Raw genomic sequence first — 13,392 nt, forward strand, 5'->3', positions numbered from 1 at the left:
CCGACGGGTCCGCCACGTCTGCGTGTGCCCGCCCGGCCGGGTTCCACCGGTCCCGGGGCCGCCTTCCGGGCCGCCGACTCCGCACCGGGACGTATCGCCATGATCCTTACCACGCCGGACGGGCGGCGGCCGGTCCGTGACACGCGCGGCGGTGGGGTCCGGGGCATCCGTACGGGAACGGAGAAAGCCCCGGCCAGACGGGGGGAGCTGGCCGGGGCGGTCCGGAACGGGCGGGGACGCCGCCCTCGCCGACGAGTCGACGAAAGGGTCCGCACAACCCGTGATCAATTGAACGATAAACCATTGATGGCCTCTACACCAAACCAGATCGATGTGACGCATATCGCTCCCCGCCGGTCACCCCCGGTGCGCACGGGCACCGCACGCGCGTAGGCATGCGACTGCCGCGCGGCAGGGGCCGTTCCCCTCCACGCGGCAGTCGTCAGCAGATCAGGAGATCAGCAGGTCAGGAGGCCGGGGCGAGCTGCGCCACCAGGCCGTTGCGCCACAGGGCGTCCACCCGGGCGCGCTCCTGCGCGTTCGGGTTGGTGTTCTGGCAGGAGGGGCCGGGGCCGCCGCCCGACATCAGCTCGCTGCACGGGCCCGAGTAGTGGTCGGGCAGGCCGAGGACGTGACCCGTCTCGTGAGCCACCACGCGGGTGGAGTTGTACTGCTGGTTCTGCCGGTAGTCGAGGAAGATGTAGCCCCGGCCGTGGCCGTCGGTGCTCGCGTAGGAGCCGCGGGCATCGTTGCCCTCGCGGTACGAGAAGTCGCCCCTGGAGCCTTCCTGGAGCTTCACGTTGGTCACCGAGCTGTTCCAGATCTGCGTGCTGCGCGCTATCTGGCTGCGGAAGGTGGGAGCGCTGCTCGCGTTGTACGTGACGGTGACCGCCTTGATGCCGGGCGTCGCCGCGCGCTTGGCGGCGGCGGCCTTCATGACGGCCTGGAAGAACGCCTTGTTGGCCGTGGCTTCCTCGGCCGAGCCGGCGTACTTGGCTATGGAGGCCGGGGTGGAGACGTTCGCGGCGGCGGGGGCGGCCGGCGCGGAAGCCGCGGTGGCGGGGACGGTACCGAGGGAGGCGGCCAGACCGAGGCCGAGCACGGCGGTGAGGACCGTACGGGTGGGTCTCATGGGGGAACCTCGTCATCCGTGGGAGGGATTTGGTACCCGGATTGTGAAGGAATCAAGGTCCGCTGCGGATGACAGCTTTTGGTGATAGGGCCGTGACATCGCCCCGGGCGTCCGGAGCCCAGCCCTCCGCAACTCCCTTGTCACGCAAGGTTCATGACGCGGCGAAGGTCCCGTTCACACCGTTGGCACGGGAACGCGGCACCTGCCCGCGTCATCACCGACTACGTCGAATGACGTATTCCGTACGCGTTCGACGGAGGTGCGGGCCCGGACGTCAGCCGGGCAGCGGCCGCGCCCGGTTGAGGTTGAGCAGGGGCGCGAGCAGGTCGCCGTGGCGCTCACGGCGCTCGGCGACGGCGTCGAAGAGGAACGTGAGCTGCTCCGGGTCCGTACAGGCCTCGACCTCGTCCCAGGTCACGGGGGCGGAGACGGTCGGCAGCGCACGGGCGCGCACCGTGTAGGGGGCGGCGGTGGTCTTGGAGGCCGAGTTCTGCGAGAAGTCGATGAAGACCTTCCCCGGCCGCAGAGCCTTGGTCATCCGGTGCACGACATGGCCGGGCAGGGTCTGCTCGGCCTCGACGGCGATCGCCTTGGCGTACGCCGTGACGTCGTCCGAGGGCGTCGGCTCGATCGGTACGAGGATGTGCAGGCCCTTCGAGCCGCTGGTCTTCGCGTAGACGTTGAGGCCGTCGGCCGCCAGGCGCTCGCGCAGCCACCGGGCCACCCCGCAGCACTCCACGATCGTGGCCGGCTCCCCCGGGTCGAGGTCGAACACGAGCCGGTCGGCGATGCGGGGCGCGGCGGCGGTCCACTGCGGGGTGTGCAGCTCGACGACGAGGTTGGCGGCCCACATCAGGGTCGGTACGTCGCGGACCAGCACCTGCTGCCGGGACTTCGCCGTGCTGCCGGGCACCTCGGTGGTCTTCACCCATGCGGGCGTCCCGGGCGGCACGTTCTTGGTGAAGAACTGCTGGCCGTCGGGCCCGTCGGGATAGCGCAGGAAGGAGACGGGCCGGTCGTGGACGTGGGCGAGGAGGGCGCCCGCGGTGGTGGCGTAGTAGTGCAGCAGCTCGCCCTTGGTGGTGCCGGTCCGCGGATACAGGACCTTGTCCAGGTTGGTGAGCGACAGCCGCCGCCCCTCCACGACGGTGATTGGCGACATACGATGACCATCCCATACAAATGCCACGGCAAGGATGAGACATGCGATCTGTTTGGAACGGGTCTATCTCCTTCGGGCTGGTCAGCATCCCCGTGAAGACCTACAGCGCGACCGAGCGCACCGCCTCCGTCTCGTTCGTCCGCATCCACGAGAAGGACGGCGGCCGGATCCACTACCGCAAGGTGTGCGAGCTGGACGGCGAGGAGGTCCCCAACGAGGAGGTCGGCAAGGGCTACCAGGCCGCGGACGACACGATCGTGCCGATCACCGACGAGGACCTGGCCAAGCTGCCGCTGCCGACCACCAAGACCCTGACCATCCTGGCCTTCGTCGGCGCGGACGAGATCGACCCGCTCCAGCTGGACAAGTCCTACTTCCTGGGGCCCAACGGCGTCGCCGCCGCCAAGCCGTACGCCCTGCTGCGGGACGCGCTGGAGCACCAGGAGAAGGTCGCGATCGGCAAGGTCGCCATGCACGGGCGGGAGACGCTGGCCATGCTCCGGTCGCACGACGGGGCGATCGCCATGCACACCCTGCTCTGGCCGGACCAGGTCCGCTCGGCGCGCACCGTCGCCCCGGCCGACAAGGTCGAGATCCGGGAGAACGAGCTGACCCTCGCCGAGACCCTGATGGACTCGCTCGGCGACCTGGACGAGTCCGAGCTGCACGACGACTACCGGGAGGCCGTCGAAGAGCTGGTCTCCGCGAAGCTGGAGGGCGGCGAGCCGGCCGCGCCCCGGACCGCGCCCGGCGCCGGCGGCAAGGTCATCGACCTGATGGCCGCGCTGGAGAACAGCGTCCGCGCGGCGCGCGAGTCGCGCGGGGAGAACGGTGGCGGCGGGGTGGAGCAGGACGAGGAGTCGGCGTCGGTCACGCCGATCGGGAGCCGCAAGACCGCGAAGAAGACCGCGGCGAAGACCGCGTCCGGCGGTGGCGCCAAGAAGACGGCAGCGGCCCGTAAGACGTCCGGGGCCGCCGCCGAGAAGACCGCTTCGGGCAAGGCGCCGGGCGGGTCCGGCGCGAAGAAGACGGCGGGGAGCGGCAGCTCGGGCGGCAAGAAGACCGCGGCGAAGACGTCCACGGCCAAGTCCGCCGCGAAGAAGAGCACCGCCAAGCGGAGCGGGAAGAAGGCGTCGGCCTGAGACACCCCGTGCGGGCGGTTTCGGCATGGGTCCTCGCGCGGCCACCGGTGGCCTTAAAGTCGGTGCATGGCTTCAGACGAGGGAACGGTGCGCGTCGACAGCTGGATCTGGTCCGTCCGGCTGACCAAGACGCGTTCGGCGGCCGCGACGGCCTGCCGCGGCGGGCATGTACGGGTCAACGGAGAGCGGGCGAAGGCCGCCCAGGCGGTGCGGCCAGGCGACGAGGTCCGGCTGCGGCACGCCGGGCGCGAGCGTGTCGTGGTGGTCTCGCGCCTGGTCCGCAAGCGGGTGGGCGCCGCGGTCGCCGCGGAGTGCTTCGTCGACAACAGTCCTCCGCCGCCGCCCCGTGAGGAGATCGCCGCGGTCGGCCACCGCGACCGCGGCGCCGGACGGCCCACCAAGCGCGACCGGCGCGAGCTGGAGCAGCTGCGCGGAGGCCGCTGAGCCGGAGAGCCGAGCGGCCGTACGGGGTGCCTCAGCGGCTTCCCGTACGGCCGCTCGGCGCACTCACAGCTCGCTCAGGTACACCCAGGCGCCCTCGTCCCGCACGAAGCGGCTGTTCTCCTCCTGCACACCGGGCTCCCCGTGCAGTGTGTAGTGCGCCCGGAACTGGACGGTGCCCTCGCTGTGGAAGGCACTGCCGCCCGTCGTGGCGACGATCTCCAGGCGCGTCCAGTGCTGCTTCGGCTCGAAGTCCAGGTCCGCCGGGCGGGTCGCGGGGTGCCAGGTGCGCAGCAGGTACGGTGCGTCGCCGGCTGCGAAGGCGCTGTAGCGCGAGCGCATCAGCCGCTCGGCGGTGGGGGCTGCTGCCTGTCCGTGGTGGAAGCGGGCGCAGCACTCTCCGTAGGACGCCTGGAGGCCGCAGGGGCAAGGGGCGGTGGGGTCGATCGCCGTTCGTCGGCGCGCGTGGTTTTTGGACACTCCTAGATTGTGACCGTTACGGGAGACCGTACGGCCGGTGCCCCCTGGGCCGGCCCGCACCGCCCTTCTGCGCATCTCCGCCCGTCAGTCGGCCGCGCTCCGCAGCCAGCCGTCGACCGTGGCCGTCACGGCGCGGGCGAAGCGGTCGATGCCCGGCGACCGTACGGGACATGGGCGGGGTGTGGTGGTCGTCGGGGCCAGGCAGAAGTGCAGGGCGTCGTCGGTGCGGTGCAGGTCGGTGGTGCCGCCGCCGGGGGCCGGGTGGGTGCAGTACGCGGGGTGCGCGCGCTCGTAGGCGTCGCAGGGCAGCTGGCGGGTCCACCGGTAGCGGTCGTCTGCCGGGCTGAGCGCGCGGCCCGCGTCCGCGTACAGGTCGCCTGAGGCGGTGGCCCGGTCCGCGTAGACGGCGTTCACCCTGCGGACGCGGTCCGGGTGGAAGGCGTCGGGTGCCTGGGAGGCCCAGACGATCTTCGGGCGGGCGAGGCCGGCGGCCCGGGCGGCCGCGGCGATCTCCTCGGTCAGTGCCCGCGCGTCCGCCGCGTACCGGTCGTAGTAGCCCGCCGTACCGTAGGTGGCGCCCGCCATGCAGGGCGTGTAGCCCCAGGCGTTCCCCCAGAACTGGAGGATCACGACGCGCGGGCGCACCGTCCGTACCAGCGCGGCCGCCTTGTCGCGGGCGGGGACCAGCGACTTTCCCCGCCAGGACGTCAAGTAGTCGCACAGTGTCGTGCCGGAGTGCGGCGCGCTGTGCAGCGTCACCCGGCCGGTCGCGCGGAGCCGTTCCGCGAGCGCCGTCTGGCTCTCCATGGCCAGCGAGTCACCAAGGTAGATCGCGGGGGCGGCACGGGCGGACGGTCGGGGGGCCGGGCTCTCCACCGCCTCCTCCGGCGGTGGCGTGGAGGCGCTGCCGCCGGGCGCGGGAGCGGTCGCGGCCGGGCGCGGGCCGGTAGGGGTGTCCGTGGGGTCGGACGCGAAGACGACGCTCCAGCCGAGGGCGCCGACCAGGGCCAGGGCCAGCACACCGAGCAGCGGTACCACCCAGCGTCGGGTCATCGGGCCGCCCCTGGTCGCGCGTACGGCCGGTGGCTCATGTCAGGTGCACTACACACCGGCACGGGCAGACCAGACAAGCACACCGCGCCGCGCGGGAAAAGACCGCCAGGGTGCTTCTACCGGAGGTGCGGCCGCCGCCCGGCCGGTGCCGGTGCCGGCGCCTTGCCGCAGAACTCCGCCTCGATCACGTTCACGTACAGCGTCTGGTCCGTCAGCCAGTCACCGTTGATGTTGAACGTCAGCTGGTGGCCGCCGTCCCGTGTGCCGAACGAGGCGGACATCGAGCCGTTGGTCCCGCCGGTCTTGCCGACCACCCGTACGCCGCAGGACAGGACGGCGGTCTCCACACCGAGCCCGAAGCCGAGCCCCTCCCCCGCCGGCATTTCGGTGAGCAGTTCCGTCATCTGCGCGCGGGGCAGCAACGCGCCGCGCAGCAGGGCCCGGTGGAAGCGGTTGAGGTCGCCGAGGGTGGAGATCATGTCGCCCGCCGCGCCCAGCCAGGTCATGTTCTGCTCGGTGGCGTCGTGGACCGGCGCGTCGGGGGCCGGGGCGTGCAGCCGGGAGTACGCGACAGGGTGCGGGTCCGGCATGGTGGCCCGGCTCCCGGGGAACGACGTGCCGCGCAGCCGCAACGGCTCGATGACACGGCGCGTCACCTCGCGGGCGTACGAACGGCCCGTCACCTTCTCGATGACCAGGCCCGCGAGGACGAAATTGGTGTTCGAGTACCGGGCCCGCGTCCCCGGCGCGGACGTCGGAGGGTACTTCATCGCCATGGCCACCAGCTCCTGGGGCGTGTGGTGGTCGTAGCGGTGTTCGGGGAAGCGGCTGCCGGAGGAGTTGGCCTGGAAGTCCGGGTCCTCGGTGAAGTTGGGCAGACCGCTGGTGTGCTGGAGCAACTGGCGCAGGGTGATCGCGCGGCCGTCGTTCCCTCGCCCCCGTACCAGGCCCGGCAGCCACTTCTCCACGGTGTCGTCCAGGCGCAGTCTCCGCTCCGCCTCCAGCTGGAGGAGGACGGTGGCGATGAACGGCTTGGTGATGCTCGCCGCCCGGAAGCGGTCGTCGGCCGTGCGGGCGCGCCCCGTACCGGTGTCCGCGACGCCCGCCGAGCCGAACCACCGCTGTCCGCCGTCCCGGACTTCTGCCGCCACGCCGGGCAGCCCGGCCACGTCCACCAGCCGGCGCAGCGCCTCCTGGGTCGCCGCGTGCCCGTGCCCCCGCGCGGCGGGCTCCGCCGCGTACACGGGTGCCAGGGTCGTGAATCCCATCGCCGCGGTGGTGGCCAGGGCGGTCAGAACGGTGCGTACGGTCCGCTGTGTCATCGGTCAGCCTCCGGGAGCCGGTGAGGGGCGTTCGCCCCTTGTGGCGTCAGTGACGCCGGGGAGGAGGCGGGAGGTTGACCGTGCAGGGGCGTCCGGTGCCGTGTCCGGAATCGTGCGGGACCTGTCCCGGACAAGTCCGGACAGCTCATCCGTGGACGGCACGGGTACGGAGTCGGCAATGTCGGCGGGGAGCCCGGGAACGCGGAGCGGAGTCAGGGCGCCCTTGTACGGGGGTGCGGACAGTGCGGGCCGACGGCCTGCCGGCCGGTGACGCGGGTGCGGCGGCGGGCACTGCCCGCCGGGCGTCTCTCCCCTGCGCGGTCCCGGGCCGGTCCTGACCGGCACGCCGTGCGGCGCTGCCGGACCGGCCCCATGATGGAAGCAGCGGAGGCACTGCCGGCCCGGCGGGACTCTCCGGACCCGAGCGATCTTTCGGGAGGCGCCATGGGCAAGGACAACACTCCGGGTTCCGACGAGGCCCGCGCGGCGAGGCTGCGGGAGCTGTACACGGGCGGTGAGCGCCCGTTCGATCCGGAGGACCTGGTCATGGCCAGGGGACTGGAACCGACGCCGGAGCGGGTCGAGGAGGCCCGCAGGCTGATCGAGGAGAAGGGGGCCGCGGCGATCGAACGGTATCTGCCGTAGCCGGGCCGCGAGCGGGGCCCACCGCTCAGTTCGGTGACACCAGGGCGGCGACGCGCGCACGGTAGGCGGCGCTGTCCTCCTGGCTCAGCGGCAGCCGGCCGTCGCCCGCGAGGTGCGACGGAAGGTAGGTGGCCTGCTTGACGGCCTGGGACAGCGGACCCGGCAGGTTGAGCAGGAGCTGGCCCTGTTCGGCGGTCTCGATGACCATCCACGCGTCGGAACCGCGGTCGTCGGGGGCGGTCGGTTCGATGGTGCTGACGGCGGTCACGGTCAGGGTGGGCGGCACGTCGGCAGTCGTCGGTGAGCCGCTGGCCGTCGGCGCGGCGGCGGTCGTCATGTCGGTCGTCGTCGGTATGGCGGTTCCCGTCGTGTTCTCGTTCTCCGTACTCATGTTCCCTCCCTAACAGCCGGGTGCGGGTCCGGGCCAGCGGTCGCGCCGAGTCGTGTCTCACAGTGGCCGGGGGGAATGCGGGACGGGGACCGCGGAAGGATGAGGTGACCGACGGACATGAGCCGCAGAAGAGTCCTGGCCAAAGTGACCCGTCCGACATGCCCCGAAGGAGCCCGAGCACCGATCATGGCCCGCATGGACGAGGACCTCCACACCACCGGTCCGGCGCCGGACGCGGCGCGCCGTACGCACGACCGGGAGCGCCGGCAGGCACGGCTGGTGCTCGCGGGGCGCGCCGAGAGCGCGGCGGACCTGGCGATGCTGATCGACGCCCTGGGGCTCGCCCCCCGGGAGGACCATGAGCCGTCGGGGCGGCGGGAGTGAGGCGTTCAGATGTCGCTCGCACCCGCCTGGGCTGGCCGTCGGCACCTTCCCGGCCAGTGACAGCGCCACGCCCTCACAGTTCGGGCGCCGCCCACACCTTCAGGAGACCCCGCGCCTGCGACGACGGAGCGTCCGTCGCGCCAGCGTCTTGCTGCCGTTGAGGAAGTCGTTGCACCGGTCCAGCCCCCAGACGGCTCGGAGGACGAGCGGCTGCATCAGCAGCGACATCGACGGCGGGTACTTCGAGGCGTCCGACCAGATGCCGGCGAGGTCCTCCGACATCTCACCGTCGACGATGTAGTCGGCGAGCTGATGGGCCACGTACGGCACCTGACAGAGGCCGTGGCCGTTGCAGGCCATCGAGTAGAAGACGTTGTCGCCCACCTGCCCGGCGATCGACAGCCAGTCCGGGCTGATGCCGATCCAACCGCCCCAGGCCCGTTCGATGGCCACGTCGGACAGCGACGGGAACCGGTTGGCCAGGTCCTTCCCCATGTCCTGCACGACACTGGGGTCCGGGACCCGGTCCGGGAGCGGGTAGGTCTGGCCTCGCTGCGGCTGGCGGACCCCGCAGACGATGGTGTTGCGCTCGGTGAGCCGGTAGTGGGTCATCAACTGGTGCTGGGTGATGATGCCGGACCGACTGGTCCAGTCCAGCTCGGCGAGCCGCTCCGGCGCGATGGGTTCCGACTCGATCTCGATGACGTACAGCGGCGTCGCGAGGTTCTTGGGCGTGATGTCCCACTCACCGCCGTAGACGCTGGTTGCGAGCACCACCTTGTTGGCCCGCACGGTGCCGTGCGGTGTCGTGAGCTCGACGGTGCGGCCTGTCCGCCGGACATCGCTCACCCGCGACTGCTCGAAGACCTTGGCCGAGGAGGCGAGCAGCGCGCGACGCACACCCCGAGCGAGCTTGCCCGGGTTCAGCATCCCGCCGATGGATTCCCGCATACCGCCCACGAAGCCGGCAGGGAGGCCGAGTTCCTCCCTGCTGCCGACGGTCCCCTGCCCGCCGAAGGCGCGCAGGATCGCTGCCTGGGTGTGCACCCTGAGCATCATGACGGGTGAGACCGCACCCCACACCAGGCCGTTCGCCACGTAGTCGCAGTCGATGTCGTGCGTCTTCATGAGGTCTTCCACGTAGTGGCCCGCGTGCTCCGCCAGTTTGACCATGACCGGCATCTTCTTCGGGGACTGGAGGCTGAGCATCCGCAGGTCGCCCCCCGGCGCCCCGGCGATCTGACCGCCGTTGCGCGAGGCCGAGCCGTAGCCGCAGAACTCGGCCTCCAGCAGGGCCACGTCCTGGTCACGCTCCGCGAGGCGCAGCGCAGCCGCCATGCCACCCATGCCGCCGCCGATGACGGCGATGTTACAGGTGAGGTCGCCGTCCAGTGCAGGCTGCACGTCGTCCGGCCGGTCGATCCAGCCGGTGAAGTTGCTGTACTTCGTGCTGTCGGTCCTCATGCTGTCCTGATCTCCTTCAGGTGGGTGTCCGTCCTACTGCGTGCTTCGCGTCAGGGCCTGCTCGGCAGCGCGCCCAAGCCTTCGTTCCCGTCCAGCAGATCAACCGTGACAGGCGTCTCTTCGGCGAGACGTGTGAAGACGGCGAGACAGGAGGTTCTCCTCGTTCCGGAAGCGGTGGTGGAGGGAGGCGAGAGGCGCCCGCGCCTCGTCAGCGATCTTCCGGGTGGTGGCTCCGTCGGCACCTTCGCGGGCGATCACCTGCACAGCCGCCTCGACCACCTGCTCTCGCCGCGTGTCCGCTGGCACATACGGCATCCAAGCCTCCGTGAGCCCGACTGAGTCACTTGACCTACTTGGACGGTACCACGGCCCCGCCACGGGCTTTGGCGTCGTTGTCCTCCAGACGCAGGAGGAGGTCGTGGAGGTCGTGGCCGAAGGGGCCGCTCCTGGGGGACGAGCACGCCCACCGTGACCCGGCATGCGGGGCCCCGTCGCCGCGCCGGCCGGAAAAACCGCTTCTGGTGTCGCGCGACGAGTCTGCGAGAGGCTCGGTGAGGGCCAGGATGGACTCGGATGCTGCCGCAGGGAGGGGAGCGGAGTGTGGCGGAGCGGGGTGTGTCGCGGCGGGAGTTGATCCGGCGTCGGCGGCGTGACGGGTTCGTGGGCCGGCGCAGCGAGTTGTCGGTCTTCCGAGAGAACGTGGAGCGCTCGCCGGAGGACGAGACAGCGGACTTCTTCTTTCATGTCTGCGGTCCTGCGGGCGTAGGAAAGACGACGTTGGTACGGCGCTGGGAGGCGATCGCCGGCGAGCACAGCGCGGCCACGGCCTACGTGGGCGATACGGTCGCCGATGCCGTGGAGGCGATGGAAGCCGTCATCATCCAGTTGGCGCGGCAGGGGTACGGGGCGAAAGAGTTCGACAAGGTGCTGGCTTCCTATCGGCAGCGGCTCACGAGGCCGAAGCCACTGCCACCGCCCCGGAGGGTGCGCTACAGGCAGCCGGTGGCGGTGAACAGCCGGTGCCGTCGCCGGTGAGCATGGTGGCCACGCAGGTCGGCCTGGCAGGGCTGGGCATGGTGCCGGGAGCGGGCCCGTTCGTCGGGGCGGTCGATCCCGCCCAGGTGGCGCTGGGCGCCGACCGGGTCCGCTCGGTGTTCGCCGCCCGCTTTCGCAACCGCGACGACGCCCACCTGGTGCTCTCTCCGCTTCAGGTGCTCACGCCACTGTTCGTGCGGGCTGTCGAAGAGGCGACGCAGCGGGCGGGGCGGGTGGTGCTGTTCTTCGACACCTATGAGTACACCGGCACCTTCCTGGACACATGGCTGCGAGATGTCCTCATCGAGGCGCGGTACGGGGAACTGCCTGTCGGCGTGATGGTGGTGACGTCCGGGCAGAGCCGCCTCTCCCCTGCCGTCTGGGGCGACCATCTGGACTTGGTGCACGAGCTGGAACTCGAGGTTTTCACCGAGGCTGAAGCGCGCCAGTTGCTGGGCGCCAAGGGAATTCAAGATGAGCAGGTCATCGAAGTGATTCTGCGCCTGTCCGGGCGGCTGCCGGTGTTGGTGCATCTGCTGGCAGAGTCCCGCCCGGCCTCCGTCGAGGACGTCGGCGATCCCAGCGGCACCGCGATCGAACGGTTCCTGCGTTGGGAAAGCGCCCCGGCTCGGCGCGCAGCGGCACTGGCGTGCGCCCTTCCGCTGGAGTTGGACGAGGACATCTGCCGGCTGCTGACCGGTGAGGAGGGTGGTGCGGAGGTCTTCGACTGGCTGCGCCGGCGGCCGTTCGTCACCGACCGGTCCGGACGCTGCCGCTACCACGATGTCGTACGCGACGCCATGTTGCGCCTGCAACGTGCGCAATCGCCCCAGCGGTGGGAGCGCCTGCACATTCTCCTGGCCGACACCTGCGCCCGGCGGCGCCTGCGCGAAGAACAAGGCGATGACCGTACGCCGCGGCAGTGGTGGCAAGAGCAGTGGTGGCGCGAGTGCCGGTTGCGGGAGACCTATCACCGACTGTGCGCACACCCGCACCGCGCCCTGCCCGCCGCCCTCGCCGAACTCCTGCATGCCTACGCCCACAGCCCCGTCACCCTGCGCCGCTGGGCCCAGACCCTCTACCGGGCGGGCCGCGACGCCGACGCACCGGCATTGAGCCAGTGGGGAGAAGAGGTGCTGGCCGCCCTGGAGAGTCCGCAGGAAGGCATCGCCGGCGTGCTCAGCCGTTTGCTTGCCGACGGGAAGCTCGACTCCGGCGACCGTGCGCTGGCGCATGCCCTGCGCGGACGCGAACACCACGATGTGCGCGACGTGGAACCTGCTCTGGCCGACTACACCGCCGCATTGGATCTGGATCCCCACCTGGTCCGTGCGCACGTGGGCCGCGCCTGGATGCAGATGTGGCAAGGCTGCTCCGACGACGCTCTGGCCGGTTTCGCCCGCGCCATCGAACTCGAACCCCACCAGGCCGATGCCTACCAGTTCCGCGGTACCACCTACACGGTCATGGGGCGCTACGGCGACGCCCTCGCCGACTACACCCGGGCGATCGAACTCGCCCCAGGGGCCATCGTTCCTCGCAGCAACCGAGGCGGTCTGTACATGCGCATGGGACGGTATGAAGAGGCCCTCACCGACTACCACCGCGCCATTGCCCTCGCGCCTGACAGCTCCTCATCACACTCCGCCAGAGGGCGGGTGTACGCCAGATCAGGGCGCTTCGAAGAAGCCCTCGCGGACCACGACCACGCCGTCGAACTTGATGCCCATGACGTCTGGGCGTATGCCATGCGCGGTGAGGCCTACCGGTACCTGGGCCGGTTCGAGGAAGCATGCACGGATTTCGACCGCGCCATCGAGCTGGGACCCGACTACTCCTTGCTGTACGTCGGCCGCGGGGAGACCCATCGGCTCCAGGGGCACTACGAGGCAGCACTTGCCGACCTCCACCGCGCCGTCGAGCTCGCCCCTGACGACGGCTGGACGAAGCTACACCGTGGCAGGCTCCACCGGCTCGCGGGTCGCTACGACGACGCCCTCGGTGATCTGCTGCCCCAGGGACGGCCGGGTCCGACCGAGGCCTGGAGACGCTATGAGATCGCCCTGGTGCGGCGTGTGACGAACCAGTCCGACTGGGAGGAAGAGCTGGTGAGATCCGAGCGGTTGTACCGTGATCTCTGCGTCGGCGGCTTCACCGGCCGCACGGGCGAATCGGCGATGCTGTTCATCATCCGGTGCGCTCTACAAGACTGGACGAAGGCCGGGCAGACGCTGGAGAGCATTCTGCGCGCCGGGCCGGCCGCCCATCGTCTGCGGCAGACGATGGACGACCTGGAAGAAGCCGTGGCGGTCTTCCGCCTGCCGTCCGAACCGGTGCGGCTCCTGCGCCGCAAACTTGGGCGGCAGGCAAGTTCATCCCCGTCCACGATGCCCGGCGGACCCAGGCCATGAAGATTCACGGCGAGCGGGACGGCATCTGCGCGCTCCGCAAAGCCGCCCAGACCGAGACCGAGCCCTGGTCGGCCAGGGGTACGTTGGCGGAGGCTCTGACTGTCCGGGAGTCCAGCACGCCTGCGCACGGCTCGCCGCTGCGGCCCTCCGCCTCGTGGACCAGACGCCGCAGCAGGCCGGTGAGCTGCGCGAAGATGCCGTCCTGCTGCCAGCGGGCGAAGTAGCCGTAGACCCTCCGATGAGGCGGGAAGTCATGGGGCAGGTAGCGCCAGGGAATGCCGGTGCGGTCGGCGCCGGCAGACAAGATGGCGTTCATGAGGCGCCGCCAGC

The 13,392-nt window shown here is 70.9% G+C and carries 14 protein-coding genes and 1 pseudogene; 6 read left to right on the forward strand and 9 right to left on the reverse strand.

Features of this window, described 5'->3' with window-relative positions:
* Positions 1–466: 466 nt before the first annotated feature.
* Complete coding sequence (gene snpA, locus JXZ78_RS00675) at positions 467–1,132, reverse strand: snapalysin (RefSeq protein ID WP_030021557.1); 666 nt, start codon at positions 1,130–1,132, stop codon at positions 467–469.
* A 274-nt stretch (positions 1,133–1,406) separates the two neighbouring features.
* Positions 1,407–2,294, reverse strand: coding sequence for a non-homologous end-joining DNA ligase (gene ligD / locus JXZ78_RS00680; RefSeq protein WP_030021556.1), 888 nt, complete (start codon positions 2,292–2,294; stop codon positions 1,407–1,409).
* Between the two features lie 41 nt (positions 2,295–2,335).
* Between ligD and ku the strand changes: the two genes are divergently transcribed.
* Both ku and JXZ78_RS00690 read left to right on the forward strand, forming a co-directional pair.
* Positions 2,336–3,436 (forward strand): non-homologous end joining protein Ku, encoded by a 1,101-nt coding sequence (ku, locus tag JXZ78_RS00685; protein WP_030021555.1) that lies wholly within the window; start codon positions 2,336–2,338, stop codon positions 3,434–3,436.
* A gap of 66 nt (positions 3,437–3,502) precedes the next feature.
* A complete protein-coding gene (locus JXZ78_RS00690; RefSeq protein ID WP_030021554.1) occupies positions 3,503–3,880 on the forward strand; it encodes an RNA-binding S4 domain-containing protein in 378 nt (125 codons plus the stop codon).
* Between the two features lie 63 nt (positions 3,881–3,943).
* Here the strand turns inward: JXZ78_RS00690 and JXZ78_RS00695 are convergent, their stop codons facing one another.
* The 3 genes from JXZ78_RS00695 to JXZ78_RS00705 all read right to left on the reverse strand — a co-directional run bounded on the left by JXZ78_RS00695 (position 3,944) and on the right by JXZ78_RS00705 (position 6,732).
* Complete coding sequence (locus tag JXZ78_RS00695; protein ID WP_030021553.1) at positions 3,944–4,357, reverse strand: YchJ family protein; 414 nt, start codon at positions 4,355–4,357, stop codon at positions 3,944–3,946.
* Between the two features lie 84 nt (positions 4,358–4,441).
* Positions 4,442–5,410 (reverse strand): SGNH/GDSL hydrolase family protein, encoded by a 969-nt coding sequence (locus JXZ78_RS00700; protein ID WP_030021552.1) that lies wholly within the window; start codon positions 5,408–5,410, stop codon positions 4,442–4,444.
* A gap of 116 nt (positions 5,411–5,526) precedes the next feature.
* Positions 5,527–6,732, reverse strand: coding sequence for a serine hydrolase domain-containing protein (locus tag JXZ78_RS00705; protein WP_030021551.1), 1,206 nt, complete (start codon positions 6,730–6,732; stop codon positions 5,527–5,529).
* 444 nt (positions 6,733–7,176) lie between these two features.
* On the opposite strand from JXZ78_RS00705, the gene JXZ78_RS00710 reads away from it, so the two are divergent.
* Positions 7,177–7,377 carry a hypothetical protein gene (locus JXZ78_RS00710; protein WP_030021550.1) on the forward strand — a complete coding sequence of 67 codons (201 nt, stop codon included), beginning with the start codon at positions 7,177–7,179 and terminating at the stop codon, positions 7,375–7,377.
* A 25-nt stretch (positions 7,378–7,402) separates the two neighbouring features.
* Here JXZ78_RS00710 and JXZ78_RS00715 read toward each other — a convergent pair whose 3' ends face one another.
* Positions 7,403–7,768, reverse strand: a complete 366-nt coding sequence (locus tag JXZ78_RS00715; protein ID WP_157851639.1) for a hypothetical protein — start codon at positions 7,766–7,768, stop codon at positions 7,403–7,405.
* A 195-nt stretch (positions 7,769–7,963) separates the two neighbouring features.
* Here JXZ78_RS00715 and JXZ78_RS00720 point away from each other — a divergent pair, with 195 nt between their 5' ends.
* Positions 7,964–8,152: a hypothetical protein gene (locus JXZ78_RS00720; protein ID WP_157851638.1), complete on the forward strand. Its 189-nt coding sequence runs from the start codon at positions 7,964–7,966 to the stop codon at positions 8,150–8,152.
* A 99-nt stretch (positions 8,153–8,251) separates the two neighbouring features.
* Here JXZ78_RS00720 and JXZ78_RS00725 read toward each other — a convergent pair whose 3' ends face one another.
* Both JXZ78_RS00725 and JXZ78_RS40965 read right to left on the reverse strand, forming a co-directional pair.
* The gene (locus tag JXZ78_RS00725) at positions 8,252–9,616 is read right to left on the reverse strand and encodes an NAD(P)/FAD-dependent oxidoreductase (protein ID WP_030021547.1); all 1,365 of its coding nucleotides are present in this window, start codon (positions 9,614–9,616) and stop codon (positions 8,252–8,254) included.
* 99 nt (positions 9,617–9,715) lie between these two features.
* The gene (locus JXZ78_RS40965; RefSeq protein WP_372498381.1) at positions 9,716–10,096 is read right to left on the reverse strand and encodes a TetR family transcriptional regulator; all 381 of its coding nucleotides are present in this window, start codon (positions 10,094–10,096) and stop codon (positions 9,716–9,718) included.
* A 120-nt stretch (positions 10,097–10,216) separates the two neighbouring features.
* Between JXZ78_RS40965 and JXZ78_RS00730 the strand changes: the two genes are divergently transcribed.
* Both JXZ78_RS00730 and JXZ78_RS00735 read left to right on the forward strand, forming a co-directional pair.
* Positions 10,217–10,651 (forward strand): P-loop NTPase family protein, encoded by a 435-nt coding sequence (locus JXZ78_RS00730; protein WP_157851637.1) that lies wholly within the window; start codon positions 10,217–10,219, stop codon positions 10,649–10,651.
* Positions 10,652–10,653: 2 nt separating this feature from the next.
* Positions 10,654–13,062, forward strand: coding sequence for a tetratricopeptide repeat protein (locus JXZ78_RS00735; RefSeq protein WP_238782629.1), 2,409 nt, complete (start codon positions 10,654–10,656; stop codon positions 13,060–13,062).
* Positions 13,063–13,123: 61 nt separating this feature from the next.
* Here JXZ78_RS00735 and JXZ78_RS00740 read toward each other — a convergent pair.
* A pseudogene (locus JXZ78_RS00740) lies at positions 13,124–13,387 on the reverse strand (transposase); the annotation flags it as partial.
* Between the last annotated feature and the right edge of the window lie 5 nt (positions 13,388–13,392).

Origin of the sequence: Streptomyces monomycini (genome assembly GCF_022271435.1) — a bacterium.
GTDB classification, from domain to species: Bacteria; Actinomycetota; Actinomycetes; order Streptomycetales; family Streptomycetaceae; genus Streptomyces; species Streptomyces monomycini.